Annotated in this window: 17 protein-coding genes; 4 read left to right on the forward strand and 13 right to left on the reverse strand. The window is 33.2% G+C overall.

Annotated features, from left to right (window positions below; translation table 11 throughout):
• Nucleotides 1–52: 52 nt before the first annotated feature.
• The 8 genes from vgrG to Q0975_RS22765 all read right to left on the reverse strand — a co-directional run bounded on the left by vgrG (nucleotide 53) and on the right by Q0975_RS22765 (nucleotide 7475).
• Nucleotides 53–1798 carry a type VI secretion system tip protein VgrG gene (gene vgrG / locus Q0975_RS22730; protein WP_299441143.1) on the reverse strand — a complete coding sequence of 582 codons (1746 nt, stop codon included), beginning with the start codon at nucleotides 1796–1798 and terminating at the stop codon, nucleotides 53–55.
• 2 nt (nucleotides 1799–1800) lie between these two features.
• Nucleotides 1801–2526 (reverse strand): LysM peptidoglycan-binding domain-containing protein, encoded by a 726-nt coding sequence (locus Q0975_RS22735; RefSeq protein ID WP_299441146.1) that lies wholly within the window; start codon nucleotides 2524–2526, stop codon nucleotides 1801–1803.
• A 2-nt stretch (nucleotides 2527–2528) separates the two neighbouring features.
• Entirely contained in the window at nucleotides 2529–2699 is a 171-nt protein-coding gene (locus tag Q0975_RS22740; RefSeq protein WP_299441148.1) for a DUF5908 family protein, read from the reverse strand.
• A gap of 2 nt (nucleotides 2700–2701) precedes the next feature.
• Nucleotides 2702–3145, reverse strand: a complete 444-nt coding sequence (locus Q0975_RS22745; RefSeq protein ID WP_299441151.1) for a phage tail protein — start codon at nucleotides 3143–3145, stop codon at nucleotides 2702–2704.
• Complete coding sequence (locus Q0975_RS22750; protein ID WP_108802508.1) at nucleotides 3145–3591, reverse strand: phage tail protein; 447 nt, start codon at nucleotides 3589–3591, stop codon at nucleotides 3145–3147. The genes Q0975_RS22745 and Q0975_RS22750 overlap by 1 nt, the downstream gene beginning before the upstream one ends.
• Nucleotides 3592–3714: 123 nt before the next feature.
• Nucleotides 3715–5859 (reverse strand): phage tail sheath C-terminal domain-containing protein, encoded by a 2145-nt coding sequence (locus Q0975_RS22755; RefSeq protein WP_299441154.1) that lies wholly within the window; start codon nucleotides 5857–5859, stop codon nucleotides 3715–3717.
• 14 nt (nucleotides 5860–5873) lie between these two features.
• A complete protein-coding gene (locus Q0975_RS22760; RefSeq protein ID WP_299441157.1) occupies nucleotides 5874–6884 on the reverse strand; it encodes a hypothetical protein in 1011 nt (336 codons plus the stop codon).
• Nucleotides 6885–7475 (reverse strand): DUF4255 domain-containing protein, encoded by a 591-nt coding sequence (locus tag Q0975_RS22765; RefSeq protein ID WP_299441159.1) that lies wholly within the window; start codon nucleotides 7473–7475, stop codon nucleotides 6885–6887.
• 443 nt (nucleotides 7476–7918) lie between these two features.
• On the opposite strand from Q0975_RS22765, the gene Q0975_RS22770 reads away from it, so the two are divergent.
• Both Q0975_RS22770 and Q0975_RS22775 read left to right on the forward strand, forming a co-directional pair.
• Nucleotides 7919–8488: a toxin-antitoxin system YwqK family antitoxin gene (locus tag Q0975_RS22770; RefSeq protein WP_299441162.1), complete on the forward strand. Its 570-nt coding sequence runs from the start codon at nucleotides 7919–7921 to the stop codon at nucleotides 8486–8488.
• A 25-nt stretch (nucleotides 8489–8513) separates the two neighbouring features.
• Entirely contained in the window at nucleotides 8514–8864 is a 351-nt protein-coding gene (locus Q0975_RS22775) for a hypothetical protein (protein ID WP_299441165.1), read from the forward strand.
• A 65-nt stretch (nucleotides 8865–8929) separates the two neighbouring features.
• Here Q0975_RS22775 and Q0975_RS22780 read toward each other — a convergent pair whose 3' ends face one another.
• A complete protein-coding gene (locus Q0975_RS22780) occupies nucleotides 8930–11812 on the reverse strand; it encodes a pitrilysin family protein (RefSeq protein ID WP_299441168.1) in 2883 nt (960 codons plus the stop codon).
• Between the two features lie 275 nt (nucleotides 11813–12087).
• Between Q0975_RS22780 and Q0975_RS22785 the strand changes: the two genes are divergently transcribed.
• Nucleotides 12088–13968 carry a CBS domain-containing protein gene (locus Q0975_RS22785; protein ID WP_299441171.1) on the forward strand — a complete coding sequence of 627 codons (1881 nt, stop codon included), beginning with the start codon at nucleotides 12088–12090 and terminating at the stop codon, nucleotides 13966–13968.
• Nucleotides 13952–15199: a succinylglutamate desuccinylase/aspartoacylase family protein gene (locus Q0975_RS22790; protein WP_299441174.1), complete on the forward strand. Its 1248-nt coding sequence runs from the start codon at nucleotides 13952–13954 to the stop codon at nucleotides 15197–15199. The genes Q0975_RS22785 and Q0975_RS22790 overlap by 17 nt, the downstream gene beginning before the upstream one ends.
• Before the next feature lie 55 nt (nucleotides 15200–15254).
• On the opposite strand, the gene Q0975_RS22795 is transcribed toward Q0975_RS22790, so the two are convergent.
• The 4 genes from Q0975_RS22795 to Q0975_RS22810 all read right to left on the reverse strand — a co-directional run bounded on the left by Q0975_RS22795 (nucleotide 15255) and on the right by Q0975_RS22810 (nucleotide 17709).
• Nucleotides 15255–15875 (reverse strand): hypothetical protein, encoded by a 621-nt coding sequence (locus tag Q0975_RS22795; RefSeq protein ID WP_299441177.1) that lies wholly within the window; start codon nucleotides 15873–15875, stop codon nucleotides 15255–15257.
• 61 nt (nucleotides 15876–15936) lie between these two features.
• On the reverse strand, nucleotides 15937–16086 hold the full coding sequence (locus Q0975_RS22800) for a hypothetical protein (protein ID WP_299441180.1): 150 nt from the start codon (nucleotides 16084–16086) through the stop codon (nucleotides 15937–15939).
• Nucleotides 16087–16165: 79 nt separating this feature from the next.
• Nucleotides 16166–16390 (reverse strand): hypothetical protein, encoded by a 225-nt coding sequence (locus Q0975_RS22805; RefSeq protein ID WP_299441183.1) that lies wholly within the window; start codon nucleotides 16388–16390, stop codon nucleotides 16166–16168.
• Nucleotides 16391–16872: 482 nt separating this feature from the next.
• Nucleotides 16873–17709, reverse strand: coding sequence for a T9SS type A sorting domain-containing protein (locus Q0975_RS22810; protein ID WP_299441186.1), 837 nt, complete (start codon nucleotides 17707–17709; stop codon nucleotides 16873–16875).
• Between the last annotated feature and the right edge of the window lie 68 nt (nucleotides 17710–17777).

A 17777-nucleotide genomic window follows, 5' to 3' on the forward strand; every position in this document is an offset into this window, starting at 1 on the left:
TTTTTGACTCTTCTTTCTACTTTATTTATACTCAGTATTTAATACTTCATTTCTAATTTATCTGTACTAAAGAACCTTTAAGCGTTGCTGTTGCACTTGAAGACATTTCGACTCCAGCAGATCCTTCTGCTTTAAATTGTGCACTAGCAGTAATGTTCACATTAGTTCCTTCTATATTTACATCCCCAGAAGCTGTCATATTGATGTCACTAGCACTTTCGATAGCTATTCCCGAATCGTCAATGGTGATAATATTAGAGTTATCATCTTCAATCACAATAGATCCTGCATCTTCATCCAATACCACCTTTTTTCCTGCTGGTGTCTCAATTGTTATTGATTTTTTATCATCATCAAAGAGTAATTTCATTTCGCTTCTGGTAATAAAACCTTTCTCGTGATTATCATCTGCTGCTGTAATAGGCGCTGGTTTTGCACTACTATGAAGCATTCCCAGAACTACTGGATCATTCGGATCATCATTGATAAACCCAACAATTACTTCATCTTCTATTTCGGGTCTAAAAAAAGCTCCTCTATTTTCTCCAGCATCCAAAGAAGCTACACGACACCATATCCCTTGCTCTTCACTATTAACAATAGGTATTTGTACCAGAATTCGATCTTCTCCATCAGGATCTTCTTCTAACTGGCTTACAACGCCAACTTGAAGTCCACAGATAGCTGATAATAATCCTGATGCTGGCATAGCATTGATTTCATATGTTTCGGAAAACCATTTAGGGTTTATACCAAATTGTGCATCTACCGTCCAATTTCCTTCAGATATCTGATGACTAACTCCGGTTATATATATCTTTCCATTAAACCGATCTCCAACTCCCTGAAGATTTAAGATAACTCCTGGTTTTACTGCTGGTATCCCCTGAAACTTTACTCTTCCTCTTATTTTGGATAGCTGTTGAAACATCCATTTAGCATCACTCCAATCCTGCAATTCTGCGGTAGAAAGTGTTCCTCCATGTCTTAGTTCAAGGTTTTCCAATGCTATCACCGACGACAAATCTGATGGTGCCAGATTTCCGTTTAGACTTACTCCTGGATCTGCTCCTTCTGCTTCTACAATCTCCTGATCTGCATAGTTCCAACTATAAGAAGTAACTTTATCAATTTGATGTCTCGCATCTATTTCTGCATCCAAATCCAAAATTGTAGTTCCAAAAGTTACTGTCTCTACTGGTTCTGTACTAAAATCCGGTTTTTTGATAGTAAGTTTTCCTTCATCTACAAAACACAGTTTACCATTAGCCTGAGCTCTACTCACAATAAAATCCCAATCCGAAATATTATATTGTACGAGTTCTTTATGCTCGTAATTTGTAGCTTCTACATCTTTATCAATTCCATAAGCATCAATGATCTCTTCGATAATACCACTATCCTTATTTTCATAGAAATACTTACTTTTTCTACCGATGGTAAGTTTTACGGTTTCATCTTTGCACTCCAGAATCAGGTAAGAACCGTTCGCTTTGATTTTAATATTATGTTTAATTACAATCCCCTTGAAAATAGATTCTTCATCGGAATGATATCCAGCTGTAATTTCGATCTCTGCTCCTGGAATAAGAAGTTCCTCATTACTTAATTGAAAATCCTGTTTTGCAGGCTCTCCATCAATAAGAATAATCTTAGCGGTAGAAATTCTATTGACTTCTTTTTCTACAGTTATTGTTTTTACTTGATATTTCTTGGACAATTCTTGACCACCTATCAATACTTTATTAGTAACTAAGTCTGCACTTTTTGAAGTCTGTATTACGCTACCTTCTGCCATGATTATGAGATTTTTTCAATGGGTGGAAAGAAAATTTCTTTTCCTACTTCTAGTTTTCTAAATGATGTAAGTTGATTTACTTTCGCTACTTCGAGGTAATATTTAGAGTCTCCGTATATATGATGTGACATCAATGGCAATGTGTCTCCTTCTTTTACGATTCGTAAATGTGTTAAATCTGGAGATTGATTGTTTTCTCTTGCTACTCGCAAATCGTCTTCTACAAACCCTTGGAATGTTCCCTTTGCAACAGCTCTAATAGGTGTCCCGTCTGGTTTAAAAAGTTTAAACTCGATACTCATTTCGGTGAGTTTCCCCTTGAAAAGTAATGCTCCCCAAGAGATCATCACATAATTAGGCTCATGTTCTTCTCCGTTATAATCAAGTATTACTTTTTTAAACTTTTCGATATCGTCAATGATCCCTTCTCCTTCATCCTTTAATACTTTATTGTCTTCTGTACTATTAGGATCACCACCATAATGAACTAATACTCCAGAGCGATCAAAAAGAAATTCTAATACAAGATTTTCCGGAAGTTTTTTGTTAAACCTAGGCGATAAATCACTGGTACCAGAAGCTTGGTCTTCATTTTGCTCAATCTTATAATTAAAAGTATACTTCTCAGGATTTAGTAAAGTTATAAACTCTCCATCTGCTACCTCGTTGTTAAATTGAGGATCACTATAGGCTACTACTTTTAGTTTTGTTAATTCTCCAGTACTCATGATTACCTTTCAGTTTGTTTAGCTATGATTTCCATAATTTGCTCTACACATTCCGCGATAATGGCATCTTTATTAGCTCCTGCAGCTTTCTTTCCTGCGGTACTCTCGGATGCCTTTTTATTGTTATCTACATTAATTTTAATGTGCAATTCTTTTATCTCTATGGCTCCCATTCTTACGTTATCGTATTATAATAGTTATACACCAGTTCAATGGTTTCAATGACCACCTTACTCTCTTCTGCGTTAAAATCTGCGATTGACCATTTTATCGGATAGGCATGAACGATATTCCAGGATAAGAGCGGCTCATGCTTTTCATTTAACAATTTCACAATGAGATTAATCGGTTCGAAATCAAAGTTCTCAACGGCTTTTTTACACCAATCTACTACCTTAGAATCTACAAGCAATCCTCTTTTAAGAACTAGGTTTGGATATTTAGTTCTTACTGGGATTTTATGTTTGAATCTATTTTCTCCACCCTCGGTAATTTCCTCAGTTTCTATATCAACTGTCAATCCTGATACGGATTGAAACTGATGATCTTTTTCACCGGTTGATAATCCTGTAAATTCTACACTAAAGTGGAATCCTACGGGTGGATAATAGGTAGCCATTACGAAGCTAGTTTAAGACTGTTAATTACAAATTCCGCTGATTCTATTGCGATCTCGTTACCGTCTGCCTTAAGGTCTGTTGACTGAATTTTTAGCAACCAGGCATCAGATGCTTCCCAAGTAACAATCGGTTCGTGTTTTTCATCTAGTAAACTGATCGTAAGATCACTTCTATATTGTTCTTCGCCTTCCTGGAAAAACACATTTTTCTTCCACATATCGTAGAATTGACCCTTGGTAGATGCAAAAGTTCCTCTCTTGATGGAAATATTAGCAAACTTGGTCATTCCTGGTTGTTTCTTCTTAAAATAATCATTGTCTGCTCCTCCTCTATATTCGATCACTTCGGTTTCAAAATCTAAACCTGAAACTTCGGTACAATTTAATTCGGTATCACCTCCGATTGTAACCTTAAAATGGAACTTTGGTAATGGATATTCTGCCATGATTTCTATGTTTTAAACCCTTCTGCCTTTCAGGCATCTCCCCTAAAAAGGAGAGAAGTATTCTTCTAGCAAATAATTATTCAGCAAAAGAGTGATGTTATTATTTATAGTTTAAATGAGTTATTATGCTTCTTGCATTTTGTGAGAGAACTTAAGTATGATAAATTCTGCTGGACGTACTACTGCCATACCTATCTCGATAATCATATTTCCATCAAGGATATCATTTGCAGTCATAGTTTCTCCAAGCCCAACGTTTACATAAAAAGCTTTATCCGGTGTTGGTCCTGCCAACGCTCCTGCTCTCCATTGCAGTGTTAAGAAGTTATTGATCATTGCTTTTACACGAACCCAAGTATTCATATCATTTGGCTCAAAAACAAACTGCTCTGTTGCTTTTTTGATGGACTCCTCTGCCATATTAAAGAATCGTCTCACTGGAACATATCTCCATTCTTTATCATTTCCAGCTAGAGTTCTTGCTCCCCAAACCAATGTTCCTTTTCCTGTAAAGGTTCTGATTGCATTAATAGATTTCCCTGCTACAGTATCCACATTCAATCCATCTTGCTGTACATTGGTAACTTTTACTGTTGGCTTTATCACATAGTTAAGGCTAACATTGGCAGGTGCTTTCCAAACTCCTCGATCAGAATCTACCCGAGCATACACTCCAGCAATTGCACTACTAGGAGGTAATTCCATAGGAAGATTACCAATTGCTGTTAGAATTGTATTGTATGTTGCATTATCTAATTGCTCTATAGATGCTAAGGTTCTGCCATGTAACTCCCCATTATTAGTATCCTGAGTAATATCCTCTACGATACCATCATCTGGAGTATTATCAATAACAGTGTCTCTTAAGGCCTCCCAATTGGTAACTACAGCATCAAATAAGGTAGTATCTGTATCTGCTGGTGCTGATACATCTGCAACTGTAATCAACTTTTCTATTTCATCCAGTACATTTGATGTATTACTATCAATTAGATTTTGAATTTTGGTTTCATTGGCTTCGTCAATATTCTTTTTAAGATTATCCGTTAATTTCTTTAACGCTTTATGGACTGGTTCAATGGTATCATCATTTTCAAAAAGATTGTCAAAATTCGTAAGTGCTGACTCAATAGCTGCTATATCGGCATCAAGTGCTGGTACCTCATCGGATAATGCAGATATTGCAGCATTTGCTTCGAGATCGGTATCATTTTTAAGCTGAATTAAGCTTTCTAAATTGGTTAATAATGTCTTTAACCTACTATGTAATGTCAAAGGTCTTGGAGCAGAATAATCTTTATCTGCATCATCTGCTGCGCCTAAATTAAACCCATCAGTAGCATCATAGAGAAAATCTAGTACTTCTACTAAGCTACCTTCGAAAGTAGTCCCAAAACTGCCCGTTTCATTTACAATATCTTCTACTGCCGAAGCAATATCAATACTTGTCAGATTCTCTGTAATCACTACTTGAGCCTGCGGATCATTTTCATTAAAATGTTTAATCGTAATCTGATCTTCATCAATCTTATAATCCAAAATGGTTTCTAAGAATGGGTAGTATGCTGCTCCGTATTTTATATAATCCTTATCTGAGCTAATTGCATCTCTTAAATCATTAACATTAGTGTCTGTTGGACTTGTTCCATCATAATTTAAAGGATCTATAATAGTAAACCTGTCCTGCAATTCATTACACTGAGTTAATGCATCATTATATAAACCATAAAAAGCGGTTGTAGTTATAGATGATACACGCGTTATATCTGGAAAGAGAATTAGTGTAGGCTCATCAACCTTTCTCAATTCGTCCAGACCAGCTTTTAATGCTTGTTCATTGTTGATTCCTGTTACTTGAGAATCATCTGTATCCAGATATTTATCTTCGCCATAACGTCCTACAGAAACTATATAACATGGCCCTCCTCCATTTGCAAAATACATTTGCATGGAATAGTACATTAAAAAAGGTTGTTTGCTAGTGGGTTGATCCACCACTATTGAACTTTCCTTCACTCCATTTACTAACTCATCGTTAATAGTGACATTGATTGTTGTTTCTGGTTTTGCGAAACCAAAAAATGTTTCATAATCCAACATAGATGTTATTCGGGTTGGAATATCTTTCAAATCCCCCTTAATCTTATTGGTTGCTTTTTCGGTATATCCGATAAAAGCCGGAATCGCAGTTTCTACTTGGGCTACCGAAGGAGGAAATTTTACAATCTCCTCGATATAGACCCCTGGTGTTTTGTACGTAGTTGCCATAATTTTAATCGTTTTTAAATAAAAATTTCAGAATATGTTGTTGTTATATTTGTGTTTTCGTCAGTAATTTGTTTTATGATGTTTGCCGTAGGGTTCGGAAAAATGTATTTATCTATATCGGTAGGTAATGGACCAGAAAAATCGGTATCTGGATCTATTTCTATAAAACCGTTTCTGGTTAAGGGTTTTACCGAAGAAGTTTCTAACTCATTCTCATCGGATTTTTTTATATACTTCCAGATAGTCTTTCTGTTTTCGAAATGAAGTTTATACGCTGGAATTGGATCTAATAAAAAACTTTTAATATCATTGAGATCCGTATTATCAATCTCGATGACATCCATAGTATTGTCACCAATCATTTGTAATTCAATAATTCCTAATAATCCTTTGCTTTGTTCTTTTTGAATGGATTGATCCAGAATTTTCTTTCCTTCATCAGTAATGAGGTCATCTTCATCGAGCTCTGCAATTAAATCCAGTCGCTTCTTTATTTCTGTCCGGATGTTATCTTGTTCCGTATCATACCATAATTGTCGCGTACTTTCTTCCGTCAACGAAAAATCATCCGTAATTAGATCATTTGATGAACTCAAAGGAACATAAGAGTAAGGATCCACCTCTGTGGCTGGTTTGATATTAGAGAAATAGTAAAGTCTATTATCCGTTTTTGTTAGTTCAGTATAATTATCAAATAAGTAATCTTTTACATATACTAAAAAGGTAAGTTTTAGGTCATTTTCTAAAAGTCTGTGTGTCTTAAATTTATTATTCTCTTCAATCACACTGGCTAATACTCTGAAACCATCTAGCCCTTTTCTTAAAATTAACTTATGGTTTTTCAACTTTACTTGAGTAGCATAAGAAGGAATCACGTTGATGTAATCTAAAAAATTGTGTTTTTTAAGTTGCTCTTTTTTATCATCATCATTCATGGATATATAAGGTGATACTCCATCATTCAGAAAATAAGAATGAAGCAGATCTATCGTAAACATTGTTTTATATAAAGTTCTAAATGCCATTTATTTATGATTTAAATTCCCATTTATTTCGGTAATTAAACTTCCTTCGGATTGTGTAACATCTCTTTCAATTTCTAGAACACTTGCTTTATATATTACCGAAGGATATTGTTTACCTCCGAGTGTTCCCCAGATAAAATTCATCTCTTCAAAAGATGGGCTAAAGAGTTCTACAGTAAATCTGAAATCCTTAATCTTATCCATTCCATCTACTTCTCTATCAAAAATGGTATTGCTTTGCGTAAAAATTCTTTTTGACTGAAAGAACTCGATGATTTTTGACAAACTTTTTAGGGATTCTGTATAATCAGTTCTATTAGCAGAGAACATTATATACAGATTAAGATGAACCTTGTTGTTTTTATAGACAACTTTAGTTCCTTCTATTTGGTGGTTGGGTATATTTTTCAATGTAGCTTCCTCTTCTGTATGCAGTAATGATAGCACTACATTATTACTGGTGTTTGTATTGTCATTAGTTTCTGATTCTATAAAGGCTATGTTATCTAACGAAACTGGTTTTTCTTCGATCTCTATATTGAAGAAATTGTTGACCTCTTCCGTAATGATTTGTAGTATTTCGAATATCATATTCTTTTAATTATAGAATTAACTGTTTTTATAAATCAGTTTCTTTTACATCAAGAATTGAAGTTAAAAGATGATTCATATTTTAAAAATCAAAGAAATAGGGCACTCTAATGATAAATGGGGTAGTTATTCTTAATCGATAAAAAGGGAATTGTATGCTTGATTAAGATGATATAAAATTATGTTTTAGGTATATAAATTAATATAGCTAAAACACGGAATCTGTACAGGAAAATAACTTCTCGAGAAAGGGTTAAATGTCCCTAAAAAATTACTGTTTTATTGTACTTTGGTGTAGATAACAGGTCTAAACACCAGTAAACAGGCTTTTCATAAACCTTCTTCCCTGAAAACAGTGAGGACATTTTCACTATAAGAGGTGTAATAAGAATGTATTTTATTATAAATCTTTGTATGGATCAAAACCGCAAAACACTTTTATCATGAAAAACATACTCTTCAAATTATTATTCTTAGTTAGTTTCATTTTCTTTTCTAAGGTTAACTCACAGGAATTGGCTCTTCTAACCGATAAAACTAAGGATAGTTCGTCTATAAATACTAGAACACCTAAAAGTAATCAGAAGGTCTTTTACTATCCCAATGGCTCAATTAAAGAAGTTAGAGAGACAGCCAATAACAAATTGAATGGATCTTGGAAGTTTTTTTATGCAAACGGTCAACTGAAAAAAGAAGGGAATTTCCTGAATGATAAAACCCACGGTTTGTGGAAAATCTACTACAGTAATGGAGCCTTACTATTTATTGAACATTATAAGAATGGTAAGGAATCTGGAATTTGGAAAGCTTTTCATCCTGATGGAAAAATCAATATTGAAGGTGAATTTATAAAAGGAAAAAGACAAGGTCAATGGAAAGTTTATAATGAATTAGGGGCTTTAGAAAGAATTGTAACTTTTGAAAATGATATAGAAAAAAGCGAACTAGTTTTAGATCATAAATCAACGGATTTAAACTTCTTTTCAGTAAATCAATCAATAGGGAATTATTAGAATCTCCTTAAAATTTCACAAAATCATGGTAGCAATTGTTTTACTAATAATAGGCATCGCAATTATATTGTTGTACTATCAATCATATTGGGCAAAAATTGAAAAACATTATGAATGTATCAATTATGAAAACTATTCCTTAATTAAAGAATCTCCTTTTTCTGAAGAATGTAGTTCTTATGAAATCTTACGAAAGGAAAATGAAATCTGGTTTAAACGAGATGGGTATTCTTTGTTTTATATTCAGTTAAAGATAGAGAACACCAGAGATGTCGAATTAATTGGACTAGATGGATATGGTATACGGAATATGGAGTTTAAAAAGTATGTGTGCAAACTAGTTCAAAAAATAAAAATCAAACATAATAGCATTTAAAACTAAAAGAAGGGATAAAATTAAATTTTATCCCTTCTTTTTTAAATATTAATATGATGTAATGTTTACATTTTTACATCAGATAACTTTACTTCTTTAGCATCTTTATCTAACATTAATACTTCATCAAATCCAGCTTTTTTAAACTGTTCGAATTGAGTAGCTGCATCACCAATAACTAAATAAGCCATTTTAGACTCATCAAGATATTTGTTTGCTAATGCTTTATGTTGTTCAAGAGTCATTCCTTGGATAATTGCCTCTTCTTTAGCAATATAATCTGGTGTAAGATCATATCTTCCCATTTCTTGTAACATTCCTAACAATGCTCCTTGAGTCTCAAACCTACGTGCATTGGATTTGATCAACGCATTTTTAGTAAACTCAAGATCTTCTTCAGAAATACCTCCTTTATACTTTTCAATCTCGTCTTTAAAGATTTTCACAGATTCAAAAGTTGTATTTGTACGTACACTAGAGGAAGCTGTAAAAGTACCTGGAATCTTACTACCATTAAACCCTGATCTAGCGCCATACGTATATCCTTTTTCTTCTCTCAGAATTAGGTTTACATTTCCAGAAAAAGATCCTCCTAATTTATAGTTCATTACAGTAGCAGGAAAATAATCCTTATCTGTACGTGCCATGGAAAGGTATCCAATATTAATAACAGATTGTTTAGCATTTGGTATATCAACAAAATACAAAGAAGCTTTATCTCTATTATTTACGATCTCATATTCTGGAATAGTTACTTCTTTACTTGCCCATTGACTTTCTAATTTTTTAAGAGAGGCAAGAGCTTTACTCTGATTTAAATCTCCCACAATTTGAAATTTACTTACCGAAGGCGAGAAATTATTCGTGTAAAATTGTTTTAAATCATCTATCGTTATAGACTCTACAGATGCTACAGTTCCACTTGTTGGATATGCAAACATATGCTTATCACCATAAAGTACTTTATTATATACATTTCTAGCAACTACATTAGGATTTGCAGCAGATCTTTTGATTCCGTTAATCGTTTTTGTTTTGATTCTTGCAAACTCTTCTTCGTCCCATCTAGGTTGCAAAAGAATCTCTTCTACAAGGTCTATTGTTTTATCTAGGTTACGTACTAGCGTATTTCCACTAATTACAATCGCTTCTCTTGTTGTATACATATTAATAGAAGCTCCTAGCAATTCTATTTCTTCTTCTAATTGCTCTGGAGTTTTATTAGCTGTACCTTCCATCATGATATCTGTCATAAGATTAGCAACTCCAACTTTATCAAAAGAGTCCAATAAATGTCCTCCAGAAATCACTAAACTGAAATTTACTAATGGAAGTTCATTTTGCTCAATACCATATACTTTCATTCCGTTAGCAAGTGTCGTATTCCAAGAAGAAGGTACATTTAACTTAGGAGACTCTCCTTCTTTTGGAGATACAGATCGATCAAAAGCCGATGGTGTTTTCTCAATCTCTTCTTTCGTTTCTGCTACCTCAGTTGCTACATTTTCCTTAATTTCTTCTTCTACAACAGCTGCTTTTTCAGAATCATTAGCTGCCAAATCAGTTTTACCTTTAGGGACAAAACTAGTAATTACATATGGCTTATCCTTGATGTATGTATTGTATACTCTAATTACATCTTCTTTAGTAACAGCTTTTATATTTTCTATATCTTCTGTAATGAATCCAGGATCACCAGCAAATACATTATACTGCGCTAATTGAAACGATTTTCCTAATACACTACTGATTCCATTATAGAATTGTGTTTCAAGACCGGCTTTAATACGTTCGATATCCGTATCAGTGATTCCTTCTTCTTCGAACTTCTTAAATGCTTCAAAAACTCCAGCTTCGATATCAGCAAGGCTTTTTCCTTCATTAGCTGTAACATTAACTCTAAATTTACCTGCAATTTCCATAGAGCGATTCCAAGCATTCGTATCGGATGTTAACTCTTTATCTTTTACTAATACTTTGTATAACGGCGCTTTCTTTCCTTCTGCTAATAGCTCTCCTAAAAAGTCAAGCGCATAAGCATCCTTAGTATATTGCTCTACTGTAGGCCAAACCATATTAAGCTGTGCTGTCGTAGCAAAGTTATCCTCGTGCATGAATCTTTTAGTTTCTGCTAAGGTTACATTCTGAACTTTAAGCTTTTCTACTGTTTGTCTTTTCTTGATCTCACCAAAATACTTTTCGATCATTGCTTTAGCATCTGCAGTTTCGAAATCTCCTGCAAGCACTAAGGTTGCATTATTTGGTCCATAATACTTATCATAAAACTCCTTCACATCTTCTACTGTTGCATTTTGAAGGTCAACTAATTCACCTATCACCTGCCAGTTATATGGGTGTCCTTCAGGGAAAATATTTTTGTCGATAACCCAACTCGTATGTCCATAAGGATTATTATCTACTCGCTGTCTTTTTTCATTCTGAACCACTTCTTGTTGATTCTTAAATGCACCTTCTGTAACGGTATTGATTAAGAATCCCATTCTATCAGATTCTAACCACATAACTGTTTCCATTGCATTTTTAGGAACTACTTCATAGTAGATTGTTCCATCCTGCCAAGTTCCTCCATTAAGAGTTCCTCCAACATCTTGAATTATTTTGAAGAATTGATCTTGTGGAACATTTTCTGATTCCTGAAACAACATATGCTCAAATAAATGAGCAAATCCTGTTCTTCCGGTTTTTTCACGGTTAGACCCAACTCCATACTGAATCGCTACAGAAACAATAGGATCGGATTTATCTTGGTGTAAAACCACCTGAAGGCCGTTTTCTAATTCATACTTTTCGAAATCGATAGATAATTTACCAACTTCTTCGCTTTCTGTTTGTACTTCTGCTTCCGTTCCCTCTTTGTTACAAGAAATTACAGAAACAAATAAAAAGGACATTGCTACAATAAGCATCCTAGATATCTGGGTTTTCATGATTTAACTTTTTGATTAAGATGCTAAAAGTACTTTAAGGAAATGAGTATTTATCTTGTTATATTATTAAAAAAAAGTTAAAAAGACTGTATAACTGATAATTAAGAGCTTTCAATTTCTAGTTTTTTACGAATTCATCATAAAATTTAAGATTGTTATAATGGTTATTGAATAGAGTTTACTGATATAAATCATTTTTTATTTGCTATGGTTTATTCAACTTCGAAGCATGTAAACGAAGCTATTTTATATACAAATGCTTATAAACGCAGGAAATGGGCGAACATTCAGTTGATACAATAAATCATAGAGATAGGCGGGCTACCTTCATTAAAAACCTCCTCGATGATATTAAAGCGTTAGAATTAATGCTCGAACAAAACCTAATCGAAGACGATATTGTACGTATTGGTTCAGAGCAAGAATTTTGCCTAATTACTGATGCTTGGCGTCCGGCAACTAACGCTGAAGATATTTTAAAATCAATCAATGACCCTCATTTCACAACAGAGCTCGCTAAATATAATTTAGAAATAAACCTTGATCCTATAGAATTAAAAAATAATTGTTTCGATCGGGTTGAAAATCAATTATCAACTTTACTTAAAAAAGCATCATTACACGCTGAAAAATTAAATACTAAGGTGCTATTGGCTGGTATTTTACCCACGATTAGTAAAAACCAGTTAAGCTTTGATTATATGACACCTAGTCAAAGATATTGGGAGTTAAATAAAAAACTAAGAGAATTACGAGATGCCGATTTCAGACTCCATTTAAGAGGAGTTGATGAACTAACGACAGATCATGATTCTGTGCTTTTTGAAGCTTGTAACACCAGTTTCCAATTACACCTTCAAATTCCTCCTAAAGATTTTATATCAAGCTATAATTGGGCTCAGGCTATTTCTGCTCCTATTCTTGGGATTTGCACCAATTCTCCCCTCTTACTTGGACGAGAACTCTGGAGTGAGACACGGATTGCCTTATTTCGTCAAAGCTTGGATACTCGCGGTTCATCATATGCCTTAAAAGATCAGACAGCAAGAGTTTCTTTCGGTGATCATTGGGCTTATGGGTCTATCATAGATGTTTACAAAAATGATATTGCTAATCACAAAATACTTTTAGCAAAAAATATTGAGAAAAATTCATTAGAAGAACTGCGTACAGGAAATATCCCAAAGTTACCAGCGCTTTCATTACACAACGGAACCATTTATCGTTGGAATAGACCTTGTTATGGTGTGGGTAATGGAAAGGCTCATATACGTATCGAAAATCGTTATATCCCTTCAGGCCCAACGGTTAAAGATGAAATGGCCAACTTCGCATTTTGGGTAGGTTTAATGGTTGGTAGGCCTTCTGAGTTTGACCAAATATCCAATTGTATGGAGTTTAAAGATGCAAAAGCTAATTTCATTAAAACAGCCAGAATGGGTAAAGATTCTATTTTACATTGGATGGGAAAACAAATCTCAGTACAAGATTTAGTTCTTAAAGAATTATTACCTATTGCGTATACTGGTTTAGAGAAAATGAAGATTGACAAACTGGACATAGAAAAACTACTGGGTATTATTGAATATAGAACTAAAGGCACTTCTGGATCAGAATGGCAAATTAAAAATTATCGCAAACTCCGTAAAAGCCTTAAACAAGATGATGCATTAAGAGTATTAACAAAAGTAATGTATCAAAATCAACAAAATGGTTCTCCTGTACATCAATGGAAAGAAATAGAAAACAAATCAAAAGCATGTAATCCTTCCCCTCATCTCGTAAAACACATTATGTCCACCCGCTTATTTACTGTAAATCAAAATGATATCGCTAGTCTTGCTACCAGTGTAATGAAATGGAAAGATATCCATCACGTACCTGTTGAAGATAATTCTGGAAAATTATGCGGCCTTCTTACTTGGACACACGCTAAAAACTATCAAAAATCGTCTCAAAAAAATCTAGATCAAATTGTAGCAGACATTATGACCAAAGAAGTAATTACCATACTTCCAAAAACTACTATTCAGGAAGCAATTAAAATTATGAAAAAGAATGAAATAGGATGTCTTCCTATTGTTCAAGGAAAAGATTTGGTGGGTATTATAACGATTAAAGATGTAATCGAATTTGATAATGGTCAAAATATATAGTAAAGCATTAGATCAGTCTATTGATATCGAACGTCTTATTGGTTATCACAAAGGCAATCAACCTGGTCCTACATTAATTTTTTTCGGAGGTATTCATGGCAACGAACCTGCAGGTGTATTTGCTTTAAAAAAGGTTTTTGAAAACTTAGAAGTTCTAAAAATACCGATGTCTGGAAACATGTATGGAATCAGTGGGAATTTATGGGCTCTTAAAAATGGTGTTCGATACAAAAAAGAAGATCTAAATCGACTGTGGACTAATGATAATATAAAAGATTTATACACTAATAAACCTCATCCCGATAATGAAGATAGTATCCAACAACTAGATATATATAATACGCTAAAAAACATCCTTGATGTAGAAAAAGGGCCTTTCTATTTCTTTGACTTGCATACTACTTCTAGCCAAACAATACCATTCCTTACGGTTAATGATAGTATGCTAAACAGAAGATTTACTATGCAATATCCGATACGTATGATTCTGGGTATTGAAGAATATTTAGATGGTCCATTATTGAGTTATATTAATGAACACGGATATGTTTCTTTTGGATTTGAAGCGGGTCAGCATGATGATCCAAATTCTGTAAAAAATCATATTTCCTTTACTTATCTATCGATGGTATTTGCAGGGTGTATTCATAAAAATGATGTGGATTTTGACAAACATTATGAATTTCTGAATAGCACGCTAAAGAAGTCTCACAAGACCTACGAAATCTTCTACCTTCATAAAATTAGAAAAGGAGAACGGTTTAGTATGAAAACTGGTTTTATTAATTTTCAGAAAATCAACAAAGGGCAAAGCTTAGCTATTAGTGATGGTAAAAGTGTTATAGCAAAAAGCAAAGGGAGAGTTTTTATGCCTCTTTATCAAGATAAAGGTGATGATGGTTTTTTTATTATTAAAAAGACTCCATATTTCTTTATGTATCTATCCACTATCTTACGAAAAATAAGGTTTGATCATATTTTACCTACACTTCCCGGAATTCATTGGATATCTGATAAAAAAGATTCCTTAATTGTGAATCTAAAAGTAGCTAGGTTTTTTACAAAGCAATTCTTCCATCTGCTTGGGTATAGAAGTAAAGAAATAGATAAAACACATCTTATTATAAAAAATAGGGAAACGGCTTCCAGAAAAGAAGACTATAAAAATGCTTTTTGGAATAAGAGATACTATAGTTTATCTAAAACTACTTCTTTCAAGAAAGAAGACTGAATTCCATCAAAAAGGAGGAATTCAGTCCAAATAACAATCAAATTATGCAATCATACTAAAACTGACATTGATTAGCCGCATTCGTACATTCTGTTGATATATTTGCTAATCTATTTGCAAACTCTTGAGAGTTGGCAATGCCGTTGACAACAAATTTAAGACCAAACTGACGGAGATTATGAGTCCAGCCAATTCCTCCATTTACATCCGGTTCGCGCAATAAGAGTCCTCTATATGCTATATAAACCTTCTTGTCAATTTGATAACTTGTAAGATGATTTCTCGATAAAAAGCTGTGATATTGTGAATTCCATTTTACATTAGCTTCGTGTGATGTGATAAACCCTTCTGCTAAATCATCAAACCCTCTAGTAAGAAGTACACTTACCCAACCATTTACAACACTTTGGTTTTCTGGGCATCTTCTTAAGTATGACAAATAGGCCAACCTTACTACGCATACAGCATCAAATTGCGGTGGTCGAGGAATATTTGGTGGTCTGAAATCAGGATCGTCTGGTGTAGAAAAACGTTTTTCTTCTAGATTATCTACATTATCAACCGATTCTATTGACTCAGTAAGGTTTTCTTCTTTCTCACAAGATGTTGTGATTAATAACCCCATTAAGATGGAGCATGCTAATACATATCGTAGTTTAAAAATTAAAGTTTTCATGATTTGAATGATTTAAATTATTCTTGAATTTTAAAGTGATTTTTGTAATTATTATAGTCTGTTAACCATCTACATCAATAACATCAAAACAGATATACTCACTTCCTACCCAATCACATACTAGCTCTTCAAGTCCCCCATTAATAACTCTTGTTTGTTCTCTTGTTAATATTTGTACTCCTTCGATGTTCCATTTTTTTAAATTTTTCATATTAAATAAATTATAAATTACCCTTACTCTATTTAGGATTTTCAGGTGACTCCTTTAAATCTGTAACACATACTGTGATTTAACAGCTAATGCAACTGTAATTCGTGCATACATAGCCAGCACCACACTGAGCATTTGATGTACATTGAGGAGTAATGCAATAACCATTGCTACCGCATACTCTGTTTCTGAATGAACAATCAGCATCTGATGTACAATCAATCTGTACTCCTCCTTTGATAAAAATCTTTTCAGTTTTGTTTAATTGCTGAACCCCTTTTAGGTTTAAAATGTGTTTTAACATCTCTATAAATTTTTAAAAATTATATCCGTGTGACATTTAGAGACACCCACGTTTTGTGTCTGTTTTTTATGTATTTCTTAGGATGACGTATGATACTTATTTGGTAAAAGTGTTTACCCAAAATTAGGAGCAGTTTTTGGCTAAAACAAAGACTTGATTTTCAGATTTATAAATTTGTACAATGATTGAATCCAGAGTACTCAATCATTACCAACTATTAACATAATTTATGTTAATGTTTGATTTTCAAATACTTAAAAACATGAAAAAGATTTCATCATATTCTAAAACCTGTATTAATTTGATATTTATATGATCAGTTTGACTAATAAAAGTTATAGAATGAAAGTGACTTGGATAGTGTTTCTTTTAATATCATTTTAAGTTTAGTGGAATACAATACTCTCTTAAATATGATCCAAAAAGAAGCCTCCTGAAGATACATCTTCAGGAGGCTTCTGTAAACTAAAAAAAGATGTATACTACTCTTTAAGAATAGTTTTATAATATGATGTACTCCCTTCAGTTACATAACAATAATATACTCCTTTTTTTAAGTGAGATGTATCCAAAATATATTGTTGTTGATTGTTTTTATGTGCGTTTCCTAAATTATAACTAATTACTTTAATACCATTGATACTAAAGACATCCACTTTTATCTGCTCACTAGTTTTTTTATTACTTATATCAATGGTTACCTGATTATCAAAAGGATTTGGATACAGCAGAAAAGAGTTTTTTGTAAGATTGTCTATTATGAGTTCTTTAGATTCACGATTTATTAAACTAATATTAATTACTTTCTCATCGCGAACTACTCCTTCCAAACCAAATTCATCTTTCAGATAATCTTCTTCAGTATCATATTCTATTAAACTAAGGTATAATTTGTGTTTTTTTAAATGAAAATGGAGAGGGTTATTAAAAAGATAAGGATAACCATTAGAGCTACTAAATGAATCAGATGGCTCAGATGGGTCATTAGGTTTTTTTATAGGTGGTATAATTACCGGTAATGACGCTCCTAAAGGCGCGCCTGGTACAACCGTTTTAGACAGCCTAAAATATCTTACAGTATCAATGACAGATTTATAATCTAAAACTACTCTGAGTTTTATATCTTTTTTATTTAATTTCAACGAATCCGGTACAATCATTTCTAATTTCTGAGTCGAATGAGTAGCATCATCCCTAGGAACATCTGTTACAGAAATAACCATATTAATTTTATTTCCTGTTACAAATGATTCATCCTGAGCATATGCTACACTCGTAAATATTATAAGCAATAAGAGAAAAGATCTATGTGTTTTCATTGAGCAATAATTTTAGGTTTATAATCCTAAACAAAGTATTACTATTTCAGCTTTTTTAATAAATGTAA

The organism is uncultured Aquimarina sp. (assembly GCF_947500065.1).
In the GTDB taxonomy this organism is placed as follows: domain Bacteria; phylum Bacteroidota; class Bacteroidia; order Flavobacteriales; family Flavobacteriaceae; genus Aquimarina.